This window comes from Streptomyces sp. NBC_00669 (assembly GCF_036226785.1).
Lineage (GTDB): Bacteria > Actinomycetota > Actinomycetes > Streptomycetales > Streptomycetaceae > Actinacidiphila.
Genome location: NZ_CP109018.1, coordinates 4,500,553 through 4,518,945, shown reverse-complemented (window position 1 = coordinate 4,518,945; position 18,393 = coordinate 4,500,553). Strand labels below are relative to the sequence as shown.

Annotated in this window: 16 protein-coding genes; 12 read left to right on the top strand and 4 right to left on the bottom strand. The window is 72.9% G+C overall.

Translation table 11 applies throughout. The annotated features are described in order from the left end of the window. Nucleotides 1–124 precede the first annotated feature (124 nt). Nucleotides 125–1,111, top strand: a complete 987-nt coding sequence (locus tag OG896_RS18720) for a potassium channel family protein (RefSeq protein ID WP_329374120.1) — start codon at nucleotides 125–127, stop codon at nucleotides 1,109–1,111. 74 nt (nucleotides 1,112–1,185) lie between these two features. Here the strand turns inward: OG896_RS18720 and OG896_RS18715 are convergent, their stop codons facing one another. Continuing rightward, entirely contained in the window at nucleotides 1,186–2,724 is a 1,539-nt protein-coding gene (locus OG896_RS18715) for an MFS transporter (RefSeq protein ID WP_329366903.1), read from the bottom strand. Between the two features lie 95 nt (nucleotides 2,725–2,819). Between OG896_RS18715 and OG896_RS18710 the strand changes: the two genes are divergently transcribed. Together OG896_RS18710 and OG896_RS18705 are read left to right on the top strand one after the other, a co-directional pair. Beyond that, complete coding sequence (locus OG896_RS18710) at nucleotides 2,820–3,752, top strand: LysR family transcriptional regulator (protein WP_329366902.1); 933 nt, start codon at nucleotides 2,820–2,822, stop codon at nucleotides 3,750–3,752. Between the two features lie 11 nt (nucleotides 3,753–3,763). Further along, nucleotides 3,764–4,729 (top strand): NAD(P)H-quinone oxidoreductase, encoded by a 966-nt coding sequence (locus OG896_RS18705; RefSeq protein WP_329366900.1) that lies wholly within the window; start codon nucleotides 3,764–3,766, stop codon nucleotides 4,727–4,729. A gap of 47 nt (nucleotides 4,730–4,776) precedes the next feature. Here the strand turns inward: OG896_RS18705 and OG896_RS18700 are convergent, their stop codons facing one another. Further along, complete coding sequence (locus tag OG896_RS18700) at nucleotides 4,777–5,382, bottom strand: hypothetical protein (RefSeq protein ID WP_329366899.1); 606 nt, start codon at nucleotides 5,380–5,382, stop codon at nucleotides 4,777–4,779. A gap of 601 nt (nucleotides 5,383–5,983) precedes the next feature. Between OG896_RS18700 and OG896_RS18695 the strand changes: the two genes are divergently transcribed. Beyond that, nucleotides 5,984–6,592, top strand: a complete 609-nt coding sequence (locus OG896_RS18695; RefSeq protein WP_329366896.1) for a hypothetical protein — start codon at nucleotides 5,984–5,986, stop codon at nucleotides 6,590–6,592. Between the two features lie 140 nt (nucleotides 6,593–6,732). Next, nucleotides 6,733–7,287, top strand: a complete 555-nt coding sequence (locus OG896_RS18690) for a bacterial proteasome activator family protein (protein ID WP_329366894.1) — start codon at nucleotides 6,733–6,735, stop codon at nucleotides 7,285–7,287. A 102-nt stretch (nucleotides 7,288–7,389) separates the two neighbouring features. Here OG896_RS18690 and OG896_RS18685 read toward each other — a convergent pair whose 3' ends face one another. Next, a complete protein-coding gene (locus OG896_RS18685) occupies nucleotides 7,390–9,099 on the bottom strand; it encodes a Stk1 family PASTA domain-containing Ser/Thr kinase (RefSeq protein WP_329366892.1) in 1,710 nt (569 codons plus the stop codon). A 258-nt stretch (nucleotides 9,100–9,357) separates the two neighbouring features. Between OG896_RS18685 and OG896_RS18680 the strand changes: the two genes are divergently transcribed. Next, on the top strand, nucleotides 9,358–10,977 hold the full coding sequence (locus OG896_RS18680; protein WP_443057079.1) for a protein kinase domain-containing protein: 1,620 nt from the start codon (nucleotides 9,358–9,360) through the stop codon (nucleotides 10,975–10,977). Nucleotides 10,978–11,093: 116 nt separating this feature from the next. On the opposite strand, the gene OG896_RS18675 is transcribed toward OG896_RS18680, so the two are convergent. After that, nucleotides 11,094–12,110 (bottom strand): phosphotransferase, encoded by a 1,017-nt coding sequence (locus tag OG896_RS18675; protein ID WP_328474307.1) that lies wholly within the window; start codon nucleotides 12,108–12,110, stop codon nucleotides 11,094–11,096. Nucleotides 12,111–12,526: 416 nt separating this feature from the next. Here OG896_RS18675 and pdhA point away from each other — a divergent pair, with 416 nt between their 5' ends. The 6 genes from pdhA (at nucleotide 12,527) to OG896_RS18645 (ending at nucleotide 18,304) form a co-directional block, all read left to right on the top strand. Then, on the top strand, nucleotides 12,527–13,714 hold the full coding sequence (pdhA, locus tag OG896_RS18670; RefSeq protein WP_328466753.1) for a pyruvate dehydrogenase (acetyl-transferring) E1 component subunit alpha: 1,188 nt from the start codon (nucleotides 12,527–12,529) through the stop codon (nucleotides 13,712–13,714). A 1-nt stretch (nucleotide 13,715) separates the two neighbouring features. After that, on the top strand, nucleotides 13,716–14,690 hold the full coding sequence (locus OG896_RS18665) for an alpha-ketoacid dehydrogenase subunit beta (RefSeq protein ID WP_329366891.1): 975 nt from the start codon (nucleotides 13,716–13,718) through the stop codon (nucleotides 14,688–14,690). Nucleotides 14,691–14,700: 10 nt separating this feature from the next. Further along, nucleotides 14,701–16,170, top strand: coding sequence for a dihydrolipoamide acetyltransferase family protein (locus OG896_RS18660; RefSeq protein WP_443057078.1), 1,470 nt, complete (start codon nucleotides 14,701–14,703; stop codon nucleotides 16,168–16,170). Nucleotides 16,171–16,277: 107 nt separating this feature from the next. Next, a complete protein-coding gene (locus tag OG896_RS18655; RefSeq protein ID WP_329366889.1) occupies nucleotides 16,278–16,472 on the top strand; it encodes a hypothetical protein in 195 nt (64 codons plus the stop codon). 159 nt (nucleotides 16,473–16,631) lie between these two features. Further along, on the top strand, nucleotides 16,632–17,294 hold the full coding sequence (locus OG896_RS18650; protein WP_329366887.1) for a hypothetical protein: 663 nt from the start codon (nucleotides 16,632–16,634) through the stop codon (nucleotides 17,292–17,294). Beyond that, a complete protein-coding gene (locus OG896_RS18645) occupies nucleotides 17,279–18,304 on the top strand; it encodes a hypothetical protein (protein WP_329366885.1) in 1,026 nt (341 codons plus the stop codon). The genes OG896_RS18650 and OG896_RS18645 overlap by 16 nt, the downstream gene beginning before the upstream one ends. Nucleotides 18,305–18,393: the final 89 nt, after the last annotated feature.

The following is an 18,393-nucleotide window of genomic DNA, read 5'->3' as shown; positions in this document are numbered from 1 at the left end:
CGACGACCCGGTGCCGTACCCGCCGCCCACCGAGGGCGACTCCCCCGGCGCCGACGACTCCCCCGACTCCTCCGACTCCCGCCGCCGCGGCGGCGGGTCGGGACCGTCCGGCAGTGCCTACCGGGTGCTCTTCCCGCGCCCGGCGGCCGGCCCGCTCAGGCAGGTGGTCCGCCGGCTGCTGCTGGCGCTGCTGGTGCTCATGATCACCGTGCTCATCGTCTACGCCGACCGCGGTGGCTACCACGACAGCGCCAACGGCACGGTGTCGTTCCTCGACGCGCTCTACTACGCGACGGTGACGCTGTCCACGACCGGTTACGGCGACATCGTCCCGTACAGCACCGGGGCGCGGCTGACCAATACGCTGCTGGTGACGCCGCTGCGGGTGATCTTCCTGATCATCCTGGTCGGTACCACCCTGGAGGTGCTGACCGAGCGCACCCGGGAGCAGTACCGGCTCAAGCGCTGGAGGAGCACCTTGCACGACCATGTGGTGATCGTCGGGTTCGGTACGAAGGGGCGGTCCGCCGCGCAGACGCTGATCGGGCGAGGGGTGCGGCAGGACCGGATCGTGGTGGTGGACCCGGTGCCGAAGGTGGTGCAGGCCGCGGCCGACGAGGGGTTCGTGGCGGTCACCGGGGACGCGACCCGCAACGACGTGCTGCTGCGGGCCGAGGTCGGGCGGGCCCGGCAGATCGTGATCGCCGCCCAGCGCGACGACACGGCGGTCCTGGTCACGCTCACCGCGCGGCAACTCAACGGTACGGCGCGGATCGTCGCGTCCGTGCGCGAGGAGGAGAACGCGCCGCTGCTGCGGCAGTCCGGGGCGGACGCGGTGATCACGAGTTCGAGTGCGGCGGGGCGGTTGCTCGGGCTGTCGATGCTCAGCCCGAGTGCCGGGCGGGTGATGGACGACCTCATCACGTACGGAAGCGGGCTCGATCTGATCGAGCGCGCGGTGGAGCCGTCGGAAGTCGGGCGGGCACCGAGGGAGTTGGGGGACCTGGTGGTGTCGGTCCGGCGGGGGGAGGCGCTTCTCGACCACGACGACAACGAGTTGGGGGCGCTGCGTGAGGGGGACCGGCTGATCGCGATCCACCGGGCGATGTGAAGCCGTGCGCGCGGCGCCCTGGTCCGCCCGGGCGGCCGCGCCCGGGGAGCGCCCGCCCCGCCCCGCCACCGGCGCTACCGGCGGGATCTCAGGATGTCGCCGGTGCCCGCGGGCAGGCGGACGGCGCCGGTGGTGGCGGCGAGGGCGGGCAGGGCGAGCAGGGTGAAGGCGGCGCCGTAGGAGAGCGCGGGGGAGGTGTGGCCCAGCAGGTGGTGGGTGAGGGGGTCGCCGAGGCGCAGGGCGACGGGGGCGGCGGCGACGCCGAGGCCGGCGGCGGTCTGCGTGGCGGTGGCGTTGAGCGTGTTGGCGTCGCGCATCCGGTCCTGCGGGACATCGGCGAACGCGAGGGTGTTGTAGCCGGTCAGGCCGGTGGAGCGGGCGGCGCCGCTGAGGGTGACGAGCGCGCCGATCACCCACAGCGGGGTGCCCGCGGTGAGGAAGGCGCAGCCGGCCATGGTCCCGGCGAGGACGACACCGGAGGCGGCCAGCACCGCGCGGTAGCCGAAGCGGCCGAAGAGGAAGCCGGTCGCGGGCTTGATGCCGATGTTGCCGACGAAGACGAAGAGCACCAGGGCGCCGGAGCGTACGGCGCTCCACCCGAAGACCTCCTGGAAGAGCAGCGGCAGCAGGAAGGGCACCGCGGAGACGGAGATCCAGAAGACCGAGCCGCCGGAGACCGAGGCGCGGAAGGAGTGGGTGCGCAGGGTGCCGAGGTCGATCAACGGGCGTTCGGCCCGCCGCAGATGGCGTAGCGCGAGGGCGAGCAGCAGCAGGGAGACCGCGCCGAGCCCGGCGGCGCGCGGCCACGGCGCGTGCGCGTCGGACAGCAGGTGCCCGGTGTAGGTGAGCGCGCCCAGCCCCACCGACGTCCACACCAGCCCGAGCCAGTCCAGCGCGCCCACCCCGGCGACCGGGCCGCCCTCGATCAGCCGCCAGGCGACGGCGAACGCGACCAGCCCGAGCGGGATGTTGATCAGGAAGAGCCAGTGCCAGCTCGCGTAGGTGGTGATCACCCCGCCCAGCAGCGGCGCGGCGACCGGCGCGATCAGCGCCGGCCAGACGATGTACGACACGAGCCGCGGGATGTCGGGCTTGGCGATCCCCGACAGCGCGACCAGCCGCCCGACCGGCACCATCATCGCGCCGCCCGCGCCCTGGAGGACGCGCAGCGCGACCAGTTCGCCGAGGCTGGACGCTGCGGCGCAGGCCAGCGAGGCGACGGTGAACAGCACGATCGCCGTGAGGAAGATCCGCCGGGCGCCGAAGCGCGCGGTCAGCCAGCCGCTCAGCGGGACCAGTACGGCGAGGGTGAGGACGTACGCCGTGACGACCAGGCCGACCGCGGTGGCGGAGACGCCGAGGGACGCGCCGATCCGGGGTGCGGCGGTGGACACGATGGTGCCGTCGAGGTTCTCCATGAAGAAGCACCCCGCCACGAGCAGGGCGACGGCGCGCTGCCGAGGGCTGATCCGGTGTGCCGGGGCGCCGTCCGCACTTGCGGAGGCGGTCGTCGTGGCCGCGGTCGCGGTCGGCCGCGGTGGGGATACGGCCGCTGGGGTGCTGCCGGGTGGGGGCTGCCGCTCGGGTCGCGGCGGCTGCGGGGCGTCGATCATGTGATCAGCGTGCAAGCCGACCATGGTTGATCACAAGGTCCTGGTTGTCAGATGACCGTTGCACGGGATGCAAGAGTCGGTGCGACACTGAAGCCGTGCTCCTGCCGGACATGAATCTGCTGCCCGCTCTGGACGCGCTGCTCCGCGAGGGCAGCGTCACGGGCGCCGCGACCGTGATGAACGTCTCACCGTCCGCGATGAGCCGGACCCTGGCCCGGTTGCGCCGGGTGGTCGGCGATCCGCTGCTGGTGCCCTCGGGCCGCGGGCTGACCCTCACCCCGCGCGCCCGCGAGCTGCGGCCCCAGGCGGCGGCCGCGCTCGGCCAGGCGCTGGCCGCGCTGCGCCCCCCGCCGCCGGTCGATCTCGCCGACGTCCGGCGGGACTTCGTGATCCGTACGAACGACGGGGTGGCCGTGGTGCTCGGCGCCGCCCTGCTCGCCCGGGCCGCCCGCGAGGCGCCGGGCGTACGGCTGCGCATCCTGCCCGAGGGCGACGAGGACCCCGCCGCCCTGCGCGACCGGGTGGACCTCGACCTCGGCGCCCTGCCCGAGACCCCGCCGGACGTCCGCACCACCCACCTGGCCGACTTCCGGTACATGGCGGTCGTACGCTCGCCGGAGCGCGGCCCCGGCGCCTGCGCTCCCCTCACGCCGGCGGACTTCGCCGCACTCCCCCACATCACCGCCTCCCGGCACGGCCGCGCCCGCAGCGTGATCGATGACCGGCTCGCCGAACTCGGCCTGGAACGAAGGGTGCTGGCCACCGTGCCGACCTTCGGCGCGGCCTGCTTCCTCGCGCTGGACACCCACGCGTTCGCGATCGTGCCCTCCGGCTTCGCCGAACGCGCCGCCCGGGCGCTGCGCCTGACCGTGCACGAGATCCCGCTGCGGCTGCCCCCGGTGGCGTTCGACATGACCTGGCACGTACGGCACGACGCCGATCCCGCGCACCGCTGGCTGCGGCAGACGCTGGTCGAGCTGACCGGTGACGGCGAGGTGCTCGGCGGGATGCGGCCGGCCGCGGAGTAGCCTCCCGTTGCATGTACGCGATGACGATTCCCCAGCCGGGCGGCCCCGACGCGCTGACCTGGGCGGACGTACCCGATCCGGTGGCCGCGGACGGCGAGGTCGTGGTCGAGGTCGCGGCCGCCGCGGTGAACCGCGCCGACCTCCTGCAGCGGATGGGCCTTTACGACCCGCCGGCCGGCTCCGTGCCCTACCCCGGCCTCGAGTGCTCCGGCCGGATCGCGGAGGTCGGCCCGGGCGTGGCCGGGTGGTCGGTCGGCGACGAGGTGTGCGCGCTGCTGGCGGGCGGCGGCTACGCCGAGAAGGTGGCGGTGCCCGCCGGGCAACTGCTCCCCGTGCCCGAGGGCGTCGACCTCGTGACGGCGGCCGCGCTGCCCGAAGTCGCCGCCACCGTCTGGTCGAACGTCTTCATGGTGGCCCATCTGCGGCCCACCGAGACGCTGTTGGTGCACGGCGGGTCCAGCGGGATCGGCACGATGGCGATCCAGCTCGGCAAGGCGGTCGGGGCGCGGGTCGCGGTCACCGCGGGCAGTGCGGAAAAGCTCGACGCCTGCCGGGAGTTGGGCGCGGATGTGCTGATCAACTACCGCGAGCAGGACTTCGTGGCGGAGTTGGGCGAGGACGGCGCGGACGTCATTCTCGACCTGATCGGCGCGAAGTACCTGGACCGCAACATCGACGCGCTCGCGGTCAACGGCCGGCTGGTGGTGATCGGCATGCAGGGCGGGGTGCAGGCCGAGCTGAACCTCGCCAAGCTGATGGCCAAGCGCGGCGCCGTCGCCGCCACCACGCTCCGCTCCCGCCCGCCGGCCGAGAAGGCGGCGATCGTCGCGGCGGTCCGCGAGCACGTCTGGCCGCTGATCGAGGCGGGCACCGTCCGCCCGGTGGTCGACCGCGCGCTCCCGCTCGTCCAGGCGGCCGAGGCCCACCGCCTGATGGAGTCCAGCACCCACATCGGCAAGATCCTGCTCACCGTCTGACCGCCTCTCCGCCCCGCGCTGCCGGGCGGACCTGCCCGGCCGCGCACTCACGGCAGGTCGGGGACGTACTCCGTCGGCGGCGGGAGCGGGGAGTAGCGCGCGCCCTTGGCGTTGAAGTGGGCGAGGTGGAAGGTGCGGCCCTCGTGCTCGATCTCCATCGGGGGCGGGTTGCCGACGTAGCGGTCCGGGTGGGCCTCGCCGTCGATACGGGCCGGGACGTGCTGCTGCCACGTGGCCCAGGCGTCGGCGTACTCCTGGGCGTGCGCGCGGGAGTTCCAGGGGCGCTCGGCGGGGAGCGGGGCGGCCGGGTCCCGGCGCAGCCCGAGCAGGACGCGGAGCAGGCGGGCGCTGTGGATGCCGCGGACCCGGAAGTTCTCCAGGTCGTCGAGGGCGACCACCATCCGGACGTACCGCCCGGAGCGCCCGCGGTGCCGGCCGACCGCGTGGGTGCGGCCGTGCCCCGGGTCCCATCGGGCCCGGGTGACCCACAGGCGGGCGCCGGGCGGGAAGTGCTTGATGCCGCGCCGGATGTCGAGCCCGGCCTCGCCGTTCGCGGTCTCGGCGCTCACGTTGGCGACCACGCACCAGCCCAGCGGGTCGCCGTCGGGCGGGCCGGCGTCGTCGGAAGCGCCGTCCGCGGGTGTCCCGGTCATGCGGTGATGGTGCCGGGCGGACGGGGCGGGGCGCACCCGGTTTCTCCAGCGGCCCGCTTCTCCGGCGGCCCGCTGTGCCGGCGACGGGCGCCCGAAAGATGCCCGGGATGCCGTATTTGTCGCCTCATGTGACGCTGGGGCGTACACACGGTTGGGTGCGGGAGGCGCGGACGTGCGGTGGGCTGCGGCGGACAGGCGGGGCGAGGCGCGACGGGCGGCCGCGGGCACGATGGCCGCGGGCACGGCGGTGCTGGCCGCGGCGCTGCTCGGAGCGGCGGCGCCGGCGTGGGCGGCCGGGGAAACGGCGCCCTCGGCGGCACAGCAGCGACGGCCGCCTGGCCCCTCCGCCACGGCGCCGGGGGCTCCGGACGCGCCATCGGGCACTTCGTCGGGCACTTCGTCGGGCGCGGCGCAGGGCACGCAGCGGCCGCCTGCCGGTCACCCCCGACCGTCCGCTCCCGCCGCCTCGCAGCCGCAGCCGCAGCCGCTGCCCCTGCCCGGGGTCGGCCCCGTGCTCACGCTGCCGGTCCTCCCCCCGACCGTGCCGCCCCTCGTCCCTCCCGCCGTCCCGTCACGGCCGAGCCGTCCTGCCCGGCCGCCCGTGCCCGCTCCGCCCGCAGCCCCGGCGGCCCCCGTACCCAGCGGTCCTCCCGCGTCCGCCGCCCCCGCGCCGAGCTCTCCCACCCACTCCGGCGGCTCGGCCGGCCAGGCACCGTCCACCGGCTCGCCGCCCGCGCCCGCGGCCCCGGCACCGGACCGCCCGAACCGCCCGAACCGCCCGGCCCCCGAGTCCTCCGCCGGGCCCCTGCCCGGCACCGGCTCGCCGCGGCCCGGTCACCCCGGCAGCCGCCCCGCGCCCCCCACCCGCGGCGCACCCGCCGCCAAGACCCCGGCCCGGTCCCCGCACGCGGCTCCGCACGCGCCCCTGCGGCCGTACGTCCCGCTCGGGCACCGAAGCGGCCACCCGGGCGCGGCCTCGGCGCCGCTGCTGCTGGGCGCGGACGGCGGGCAGGCCGCTGCCACGCCCGTGCCGTCGTTCGAGGCGGGCGGGTCGCACGCACCGGCCGGGGCCGAGGAGGAGCAGGACGACCAGGCGCTGCCGTTCGTGACCGCGGGCCGCCCGGTGCCGCGGGTGCTGCCGCTGGGCGCCGGGCTGGTGCTGGTCGGGCTGGGACTGGGGTTCCTCGGGTTGCGGCTGCGCCGGCCCTGACCGCGCCGCCACTGACCGCAGCGCCACTGACCGCGCTGCCACCGATCGCCCCGCCACCGATCGCGCCGCTCGTGACCGCGCCAGCCCGCCCGCGACTCCCGGTGTCGAGGCTCGCGGGGCCGCTGCGGGACAATGGACGCATGGAGATGCCGATGAACGAACGGTCGACGGAGAACTCACAGAATCCGCAGGTCCTGGTCGTCGGGCCGGACGGGATGGCGCTCGGCGGTGGAGCGCTGGGCGAGGGCGAGGAGCCCCGCGAGATCCCGGTGACGGAGATGGTCGAGCAGCCGGCGAAGGTGATGCGGATCGGCAGCATGATCAAGCAGCTCCTGGAGGAGGTGCGGGCGGCTCCTCTCGACGAGGCCAGCCGGGTGCGGCTGAAGGAGATCCACGCCAGTTCCGTCAAGGAGCTGGAGGCCGGGCTCGCCCCCGAGCTGGTCGAGGAACTGGAGCGGCTGTCACTGCCGTTCACCAACGAGAGCGTGCCGAGCGAGGCCGAACTGCGGATCGCCCAGGCCCAGCTCGTGGGCTGGCTCGAAGGGCTCTTCCACGGCATCCAGACCGCGCTGTTCGCCCAGCAGATGGCCGCGCGCGCCCAGCTGGAGCAGATGCGCCGCGCGCTGCCGCCCGGCGCGGCCGGTCACGACGAGGAGCCGCAGGGCCCGACGGGCCGCTCCGGCCCCTACCTCTAGCCGACCCCGAGACAAGCGAAAGGGCCGGACCTCCGCGGTGGACGCCGCCGAGGTCCGGCCCTTTCGTACACAAGTCATACAAGCGCCGAGGCGCGCAAGCGCTCAGTCCGTGCCCTTGCCCGTCGACACCCAGATGGTGACCGGGCCGTCCGTCTTCGGGTTGTAGTCGGCGTCGGCGGACGGCGACTGGCTCGTCACCGAGCCCTTGCCCCACAACTGCTCGTTGGTGTGCTTGATGGTGTACTTCCAGCCCGCGGCCTTCATGCAGGCGACCACGGAGTCGACGTAGTCCGTGTGGAAGTCCGGCATCGTGGCGACATCGGGCTTGTCGGGGTTGATGAAGTCGTTGTGGGCGTCGGTGCACTGGTCGGTGTCGATGGTGCGGGTCTGGTCGCCCTGGACCACGCTGTCCGTCGCGGACGCGCTGGCGCTCGCCGAGGTGGTGGCGCTGCCGGTCGGGGTGTCGGTGTGGTCCGCGCTGGGGCTGCCACCGCCGCTGTTGGTCATCGCGACGATCACGCCCACGATCACGGCGATCGCGACCACGGCCACCACCACGCCCACGACCAGCGGGGTGTTGGACTTGCCGCCGCGACGCGGGACGTTCGGCCCGCCGGTGCCGCCGGCCATGCCGCCGCCCGGACCGCCGGTGCCGTTCATGGCGTACTGCTGCGGCACCTGGCTGGGCGGGAGGTTGTACGCGGGGGTGGGCGGCGGGGTCGGCGCGCCCTGCTGCGGGTAGCCGTACGCCGACGGCGGCGGGGTGGTGGGTCCGTAGCCCTGCGGCGGCGGGGTCGGCGCGTACGGGGTGTGGACCTGCTGCGCCGGGGGCGGCACCTGGCCGGGCTGGACCGGGAAGACCGACGCGGCGACGCCCTCGCCGCGGCTGCCGGTGACGGCGTTGCCGGTGATCACCGGCATGCCGCCGCTCTGCGTGGCGGAGAGCACCCGCTCGATCTCGTCGTGCATCGTGTCGGCGGTCGGGAAGCGCTCGGCCGGGTTCTTGCGCAGCGCGCGGGCCACCAGCGCGTCGATGGCGGGGCCGAGCGCCTGGTTCACCGCGGAGGGGGCCGGCGGGGTCTCCTGGACGTGCTGGTAGGCCATCGCCAGCGGCGAGTCCGCGTCGAACGGCAGCCGACCGGTGAGGAGTTCGAAGAGCATGCAGCCGACCGAGTACAGGTCGGAGCGCTCGTCCACGCCGCGCCCGAGCGCCTGCTCGGGCGAGAGGTACTGCGGGGTGCCGACCACCATGCCGGTCTGGGTCATCGAGGTCACGCCGGACTGCATGGCCCGCGCGATGCCGAAGTCCATCACCTTGACCACGCCGCGCCGGGTGACCATCACGTTGCCCGGCTTGATGTCCCGGTGCACCAGGCCCATCTCGTGGCTGACCGCCAGCGCGGCCAGCACGTCGCCGGTGACCCTCAGCGCCTTGTCGGCGGGCATCGCGCCGAACTGGGCGATGTCCGCGGCCAGTACGTCGCCGAGCGGCTTGCCCTCGACGTACTCCATCACGATGTACGGCACCATCTGGCCGTCGATCACGTCTTCACCGGAGTCGAAGACGGAGACGATGTTGGTGTGGTTGAGCTTGGCGACGGACTGCGCCTCGCGGCGGAAGCGCTCCCGGAACGACTGCTCGTTGCCCAGGTTGGTGTGGAGGGTCTTGACGGCCACCGGCCGGTCCAGCACCGTGTCATGTGCCAGATGCACGGACGCCATGCCACCCTGGCCCAGCAGATCCCGCAGCACGTACCGCCCGCCGCCGACCGAGCGCCCCGCGTACCCGCCCTGTGTGGCGTCCCCGCTCATCTGTACCGCTACCCCCTGATGGTGAACCGGGACGGGACAGACCAGTCCCCCGAGCTTGCCCGCCAAGTCTCGCTTATCGCACGTGCACGTCAAGTTCGTTGACCATCTCGTCACCTGATACGCATCGTCCGCGCACAAAGCGGTGACCTTCGTACGGCAGTCGGACGGCGTCCGATCGCGGCAACCGAAAAGCGGTACGGTGGCGCACCAAGACAGCGATGCGCGTACGACAGGCTCGCACCACATGGCTCGCACGACATGGACGGACGACGAGGACTGATGGTCGACCCGAACGAGACGGCCGCCGGCATCGGAGCGTCGGAGGCCAACGGTCCTTGGGGCCCCGGGGCCGTGGTCGGCGACGGCCGCTACCGGCTGACCGGACGGCTTGGCCGCGGCGGCATGGCCGAGGTCTTCGCGGCGGAGGACGTCCGGCTCGGCCGGATCGTCGCCGTCAAGCTGCTGCGCACCGACCTCGCCGAGGACCAGGTGGCCCGGGCCCGCTTCACCCGCGAGGCCCAGTCGGTGGCCGGCCTCAACCACCACGCGGTGGTCGCGGTCTACGACTCCGGCGAGGACGTCACCCGTACGGGCACGGTCCCCTACATCGTGATGGAACTGGTCGAGGGCCACACCATCAAGGACCTGCTCACCGGGCCCACCCCGCCGCCGGTCGACCAGGCGCTGGTGATCGTCTCCGGCGTGCTGGACGCGCTCGCCTACAGCCACGAGCACGGCATCGTGCACCGCGACATCAAGCCCGCGAACGTCATCATCACCACCACGGGCGCGGTCAAGGTGATGGACTTCGGCATCGCCCGCGCGCTGCACGGCGCGGCGAGCACCATGACGCAGACCGGCATGGTGATGGGCACCCCGCAGTACCTCTCGCCCGAGCAGGCGCTCGGCAAGACCGTCGACCACCGCAGCGACCTGTACGCCACTGGCTGCCTGCTCTACGAACTGCTGGCGCTGCGGCCGCCCTTCGTCGGCGAGACCCCGCTGTCCGTGGTCTACCAGCACGTCCAGGACGAGCCGCAGCTGCCGTCGCAGATCAGCGACCGGGTGCCGCCGGAGCTCGACGGCCTGGTGCTGCGCTCGCTCGCCAAGCAGCCCGAGGACCGGTTCCAGAACGCCGAGGAGATGCGGGCGCTGGTCGGGTACGCCCACCACACGCTGATGCAGCAGGGCGGCTGGACCGGGGGGATGTGGAACACCGGCGCGGTCACCGCGGTCACGCCCCGCCAGACCGGCGCCGCGCCCACCGTGGTGGCCCAGAGCGGCCGGCCCGGGCAGAGCGGCAACACCGCGGAGATCGGTCCGCTGCTCGGCGGGATCTCCGGGGTCGGCGGCAGCGACGACGTGCACGGGTACGGCGAGAAGCCGCCGTCCTCCGGGAGCCACTGGGTCAAGCCGGTGCTCTTCGTGATCGCCGCGGTGCTCGCCATCACGCTCGGGGTCTACCTCGCGACCAGGGACACCGGTGGGAGCGGCCCGAGCACGGACCACACCACCGCGCCGACCAGCGCGCAGTCCTCCGACCAGCCGTCCGACGACGCCACGGACCAGCCGTCCGACGACACCTCGGGCGCGGTGAACGACGAGCCGACCGACTCCGGCGAGTCCAGCGACACCCCCACCGACACCTCGACGTCCACGTCTCCCACCGACGACACCACGGCGCCCACGACACCGCCCACCCACACGACGAAGCCGACGAAACCGACGAAGCCGACGACGCCGCCCACCAAGCCGACCACCCCGCCGCCCAGCTCGCCCACCACCGGCGGGAGCGGTGACAGCGGCGGTGGCACCGCCGGGGACGACAGCGTCGGCGGCGACTCGGCGGGCAGTACCGCGGGCAGCGCCGGCGACTGACGGCTTGCCGCGGGCGCAGCCGCGCGAACCCTAGGGGCGCGGGGAACTGCGCGACCAGCCACCCACGCGCCGCAAGGTCCCGGAACTCCGGGGACGCACCGCCCCGGAGGGTCCGGTCACCCCGTGAACGCGTCGCGGACCCGGGCGTACTCCTCGGTCCACCACACCGCCAGGGCGGACGCGGCCGGGAAGAGCGGGTCGGACCGGGGATCGCGGTGCTGGTAGCGCCAGTGCAGCATCCAGAAGTCGTTGAGCCGCTCCCACCACACGCGGTGGACGGCCGCGGCCACCTCGGACACGGCGATCCCGGCCGCCCGCCGGTACGCCCGGGCGTAGCCGCGGATCTTGGCGAGGTCGAGCCGTCCGTCGGCGGGGTGGACGAAGAAGATGACGGCGGCCCGGACCGCCTCCTCGGCCCGCGGGTGGACGCCCAGCCGGTCCCAGTCGATGATCGCGGCCGGCTCCTCGCCGCGGTAGAGCAGGTTGAGCGGGTGGAAGTCGCCGTGCACCCAGCCGCTCGCCCGGTCGTCCGCGGCCGGCGGCCGGCGGTGGGCGTGCCGGCGCAGCAGCGCGCGGCGTTCGAGCAGGCGGTGCTCGGCGAGCCGGTCGAACGCGTCGAAGGGGCGGTGGCCGCGGACCAGGGTGAGCAGGTGGTCGATCTGCTCGTGGGTGTGGTCGGGGTCGGCGCTGGGGTGCGGTTCGGCCGGGGGCGGCGGCTGGGTGTCGGCCAGTCCGGTGTGGACCCGCCCGAGCAGGGTGCCGAGCCGGTGGGACTGGCTCTGGGAGAGCTCGGTGCCCTCGCGGTGGCGGCCCTCGACCCACCGGAACAGGGCGTACCGGTGGCCGTGGTGGACCGTGACGGTGGTCCCGTCGCGGTCCGGCAGCGGCGCGGCCGCGGGCAGCCCGAGCCGGGCGAGCCGTCGGGTCGCGTGGTGCTGTCGGGCGATCACCGCGGGTGCCGCGGTGTCCGCCGAGATGTACTGCTTCAGGAAGTAGCGGCCGCTGCCCGTGGTGATCCGCCAGCCCCGGTTGAGTAACCCGCGTGGTACGGGTTCGCAGGTCAGCAGGGTCGCCGCACAGTCGTAGCGGCGCAGCAGGGCGGTCAGTGCGGGCGGCCGCTGTGCCGTGCCCATCACGCGGCTCAGCGTAGATCAACGGGCGGTTCGGGCATATGCGAGTGGCGTGAGGGGCCTTGCGTCTGCTATGTCCGGCTGGTCGGATTCGGGCGATGGCCGGAACCGGACGGCACTCCGGGCCGTTCACCCCTTACGGACTTTTCCCGATCGGGATACGGTGCCGGTGTCCCGGTCATGGCCTGCGGTAACGCGGACTACTAGGAAATCCAAGCAAAACCGCAGGTCAGAAAGTGTGCCCTCGGTGTACGCGAAGGCTTCCCGATGTAGGTAACGTCTGCTTTGCAGGCCATTCGCCGGGGCGTTGTCACGCCTGGCCCGGCCATGCCGCACATACCCCGTGCGTCACGCCGGACCAGGTGAGCCGCACTGGCTCTCCGGCAGATCCCGGGGGCCGGACAGACGGAGGAGCGAACGTGAGCGTGAAGAGCACTGCCGCTGGGGGTCCCCCCGCCTCGGGCGGGCGCACCAGCCGCGGCCGCGCGAAGCGCCGTGGGGGCGAGCCCGAGCTCGTACAGCTACTGACCCCCGCGGGCGAGCGCGTCGAGCACGGCGAGTACTCCATCGACCTGACCCCGGACGAGCTGCGTGGCCTGTACCGGGACATGGTGCTGACCCGGCGGTTCGACGCCGAGGCGATCACCCTGCAGCGGCAGGGCGAGCTGGGGCTGTGGGCCTCGCTGCTCGGCCAGGAGGCCGCCCAGATCGGCTCCGGGCGGGCCACCCGCCCGGACGACTACATCTTCCCGACCTACCGCGAGCACGGCGTGGCCTGGACCCGTGACGTGGACCCGTTGAACCTGCTGGGCATGTTCCGCGGGGTCAACAACGGCGGCTGGGACCCCAACGAGAACAACTTCCAGCTCTACACCATCGTCATCGGCTCGCAGACGCTGCACGCGACCGGCTACGCGATGGGCGTGGCCAAGGACGGCGCGGACGCCGCGGTGATCGCGTACTTCGGCGACGGCGCCTCCAGCCAGGGCGACGTGGCGGAGTCCTTCACCTTCGCGGCGGTCTACAACGCGCCGGTGGTGTTCTTCTGCCAGAACAACCAGTGGGCGATCTCCGAGCCGACCGAGAAGCAGTCCCGGGTGCCGATCTACCAGCGCGCGGCCGGCTACGGCTTCCCGGGCGTCCGGGTGGACGGCAACGACGTGCTGGCGGTGCTCGCGGTCACCCGGGCGGCCCTGGAGCACGCCCGCAGCGGACAGGGCCCGATGCTGGTGGAGGCGTTCACGTACCGGATGGGCGCGCACACCACCACCGACGACCCGACCCGCTACCGCAGCGACGAGGAGCGCGAGGAGTGGGCGTCGAAGGACCCGATCGCCCGGCTGCGCACGTACCTCGACAAGCAGGGCCTGGCCGACGAGGAGTTCTACGCGGGCCTGGACACCGAGAGCGACGCGCTGGCGAAGCGGGTCCGCGACGGCGTGCGGAGCATGCCGAACCCCGACACGATGGCGATCTTCGAGAACATCTACGCCGACGGGCACGCGCTGGTGGACGAGGAGCGCGCCCGGTTCGCCGAGTACCTGGCCTCCTTCGAGGACGCGCCCGCCGGGGCCCATGGGGCGGCCGGCTCCGGAAAGGGGCACTGACATGACGCAGATGGCCATCGCGAAGGCGCTCAACGAGTCGCTGCGCACGTCGTTGGAGAACGACCCGAAGGTCCTGGTGATGGGGGAGGACGTGGGCCGGCTCGGCGGCGTCTTCCGGATCACCGACGGCCTGTTCAAGGACTTCGGCGAGGGCCGGGTGATCGACACCCCGCTCGCCGAGTCCGGCATCGTGGGCACCGCGATCGGCCTGGCGCTGCGCGGCTACCGCCCGGTGGTGGAGATCCAGTTCGACGGTTTCGTCTTCCCGGCCTACGACCAGATCGTCACGCAGCTGGCGAAGATGCACGCGCGGGCGCTGGGCAAGATCAAGCTGCCGATCGTCATCCGCATCCCCTACGGCGGCGGCATCGGCGCGGTGGAGCACCACAGCGAGTCCCCGGAGACGCTCTTCGCGCACATCGCCGGGTTGAAGGTGGTCTCGCCGTCGAACGCCTCGGACGCGTACTGGATGATGCGGCAGTCCATCGAGTGCGACGACCCGGTGATCTTCTTCGAGCCGAAGCGCCGCTACTGGGACAAGGGCGAGGTGGCCGTCTCGGCCGTGCCCGCGGGGCTGCACAAGGCGGCGGTGGCCCAGGCCGGCACCGACGTCACGCTGGTGGCGTACGGTCCGATGGTGAAGGTGTGCCTGGAGGCGGCGGCCGCGGCGGCGAACGAGGGCCGCAGCATCGAGGTGGTGGACCTGCGCTCGATCTCGCCGATCGACTTCGACACCGTGCAGACTTCGGTGGAGAAGACCGGGCGGCTGGTCGTGGTGCACGAGGCCCCGGTCTTCTTCGGTTCCGGCGCGGAGATCGCGGCCCGCATCACCGAGCGCTGCTTCTACGCCATGGAGGCGCCGGTGCTGCGGGTGGGCGGTTTCCACGCGCCGTACCCGCCGGCCCGGCTGGAGGAGGAGTACCTGCCCGGTCTGGACCGCGTACTCGACGCCGTCGACCGCGTGCTGGCGTACTGAGGAGAGGGTTGTGACGATCATGGCCGTACAGGCACAGCGCTTTCGCGAGTTCAGGATGCCGGATGTCGGTGAGGGCCTGACCGAGGCGGAGATCCTCAAGTGGTACGTGGGCGTCGGGGACACGGTCACCGACGGGCAGGTGGTCTGCGAGGTCGAGACGGCGAAGGCGGCCGTGGAGCTGCCGATCCCGTTCGACGGGGTGGTCAGCGAGATCCGCTTCGACGAGGGCACCACGGTGGATGTGGGCACCCCGATCATCGTGGTGGACGCGGGGGGCGAGGACGCGCCGGGCGGTGCCGAGGCCGGAGCGGCCGCTGCCGTCGCCGCGGAGGCGGTCGAGGCGGCGGAACCCGCGCCGGAGCCGGCCGCGAAGCGGACGGCGGTGCTGGTCGGTTACGGGGTCGCGCCGTCGTCGACGACCAGGCGGCCCCGTAAGCAGAAGCCGGGTGGGCCGGTGCCGGGGGAGCCGTTGAACGGGCACGCGGCGCCCGCCGCACCTGCCGCGCCCGAGGCGCCCGTCGCTCCTGAGGTGCCCGCGGCGGAGGCTCCCGCGGCCGGTGCTCCCGTGGCCGGTGCTCCCGTGGCCGGTGCGTTGCGGCCGCTGGCCAAGCCGCCGGTGCGCAAGCTCGCCAAGGAGCTGGGCATCGACCTGGCCACCGTGGTGCCCACCGGGCCGCAGGGCGAGGTGACCCGGGAGGACATCAGGGCCGCCGCCGCGCCGCCGGCCCGGCTGCCGCTGCCGGCGGCCGACGACGTCGCCGGCGTCACCTCGACGGGCGCGCGCGAGACGCGGGTCCCGATCAAGGGCGTCCGCAAGGCCATCGCGCAGGCGATGGTCACCAGCGCCTTCACCGCGCCCCACGTCACCGAGTTCGTGACCTTCGACATCACGAAGTCGATGAAGCTGGTGCAGGAGCTGAAGGCCGATCCGGCGTTCGCGGGGCTCAAGGTCAGCCCGCTGCTGCTGGTCGCCAAGGCGCTGCTGGTCGCGCTCCGCCGCAACCCGGAGGCCAACTCGGCCTGGGACGAGGCGAACCAGGAGATCGTCCGGAAGTCCTACGTCAACCTGGGGATCGCCGCGGCCACCCCGCGCGGTCTGGTGGTGCCCAACATCAAGGACGCCCACGACAAGACGCTGCCCGAACTGGCGTCCGCGCTGGGCGACTTGGTCACCACCGCCCGGGAGGGGAAGACCTCGCCCGCCGCGATGCAGGGCGGCACCGCCACCATCACCAACGTCGGCGTCTTCGGCATCGACACCGGCACCCCGATCCTCAACCCCGGCGAGTCCGCGATCCTCGCGTTCGGCGCGGTCAAGCTCCAACCGTGGGTGCACAAGGGCAAGGTGAAGGCGCGGCACGTCACCACCCTCGCGCTCTCCTTCGACCACCGGCTGGTCGACGGCGAGCTCGGCTCGAAGGTGCTGGGTGACATCGCGGCGATCCTGGAGCAGCCCAAGCGGCTGCTCACCTGGTCATGACCGGCTGAACCCTTTCCACAGCGGCGGGCCCGGGCGGATGGACGCCCGGGCCCGCCGCTGTGCGTGTCTCCCGCACTTCCCGTCCGTTTTGTGCTGCCATCGACCGTATGGTCGTCTCTGTCTCCGTCGTCCTGCTGCTCCTCGTCCTCGCCGGGATGCAGATGCACAACCGGTCCCTCAAGCCCAGTCACGCCATCACCTGCGTCCTGCTGGGCTTCTGCCTCGCGTCCTCCAGCCTGGCCCCCACCATCCAGTCCACCCTCACCTCCACCGCCTCCCTGGTCGGCACCATCCATCCCTAGGGCCGCCTTCTCCCGCGGTGCCGGCGGTGCATGATCCGTGGGGCCCGTGTGCCGGGCGGGTCACAGTCCGGGGGGAACGCTTCCGGTCCCGTGCGCGGCGCCGGTAGCGTCGGGGTGCCAATTCTCTTTACGTACAGGTACTTCACGGGGGATGCCATCGTGACCCGCTCTTCTCTGCCCGTCGCCGCGGTCACCGCGGCCGCGGCCGTGCTCCTGCTGGCCGCGTGCGGCGGCGGTTCGAACGGTTCGGACAAGATCGACGCGTCGGACTCCCCGACCGCGAGCGCCACGGCGTCGGCGACGACCGCGTCCCCGACGCAGGCGGCGGGGCCGGGCGCGCCGAGTTTCGACCTGCCGTCGGACATCAAGGTCAACTTCGACGGGTTCGACAGCAGTGACCCGACCAAGAAGGCCGCGCTGAAGGACGCCACGTACGCGGCGACGGCGGTGGTCGCGTTCACGGCGAAGACGTACACGAAGGAACCGGCGTTCTTCAAGCGGTTCTGGACCGGCGAGCACGGTGCCGAGTTCGCCGATTCGCTCATCTCGCAAGGCAAGGGCGGCAGTGTCGTCACCGGGACCTTCGACTACTACAAGCCGGTGGTCAAGAAGCTCGTGACCGGAAACCTGTCGGTCCAGTACTGCGAGGACCAGCGGAAGGCATACGGCAAGGACGCCAAGACGGGCAAGGTCAACGTGACCACACCGTCCTTGGCGGACTTCAACCTGTGGACCCTGACCATGACCAAGAGTTCGACGGGGGAATGGCAGGCATACGATCACACGTGGCAGAACGGGGCAAAGCAGTGTCAGATCGCCTGATACGTCGCCTGTCGCGCGGCGTTGTCGTCATCCTCACCTGCGTCTCCGCGCTGGCTGCCGCCGACGGAGCTTGGGCCAATACCGGCAAGGGCTACGGCGATTCGGGTTCGTCCAGCAGCAGTGACAGCGGGGCCAGCGGCGGCGGCAGCTCCTACCAGGTGCACGTGAAGTACACGCATCGCGGGACCTCGGACGGGGACGGGGCGGCCCCCGTCACATCGTCCGACGCGAACTTCTCGCCGCCGGTGTGCTGGTACACGAGCTTCACGCCGGACCAGTTCCACGCGGAGATCGACCGGCGGTACGACGAGGCCGGTCAGGAAGGCGCGGGGACGGTCTCCGACTACTACAACCAGGTCCAGTCGGACATGAACGACATCAAGTACCACAAGGGTGACAAGGGCAGTTGGTGGGTCCTCACCTGGGACGACAACGCCCTGAACGAGCCCGGGGCCACCTGCCCGTACAGCACCGGGTGGATATGGGAGCCGCCGGCGGACCCGCCGGAGGGCGCCATTTCCCCGCAGGTGCTCGCCCAGGCCGCGTACGGACAGTTGAAGCTGCCCACGAAGGGCGTCGAGCTCAGCCCGAAGCCGGGGAACCAGAAGGTGAACCTGCCCACGTACGTGGACTTCAAGGAGGCCGACGCGCAGGTGTCCGTCACGGCGCAGCTCACCGAGCCGAACGGAGACACGGTCGCGGCGACGGTGGTGGCGCGGCCGTACAGCCTGCATGTCGAGGCGGGGACGCAGTACGCGAGCCCGGAGAGCTGTGACTACCGGCTCGGTCAGTCCGGGGAGGGTGCCTCGCTGGACTCGTCCGGCGCGGCCTGCAACATCACGTACACGAAGGCGAGCGCGGGGACGTACACGTTCACCGCGGCCATGACGTGGCGGGTGTCGTGGACCCCGACCGCGGAGGTGCGGCCCGGCGGGACCCCGCTGCCCGACGGGCGGTCCGACTCCGACCAGCCGGTCACCGTCGAGGAGATCCAGACCGTCAACCGTTGAGCCCGGTTCGTCGTCGGCCGCGGACCGAACGGGTCCGCGGCCGCGGCGTGAACGGGGTGCCGTGCCGCCCGGGGGTATCGTCTGGTTGT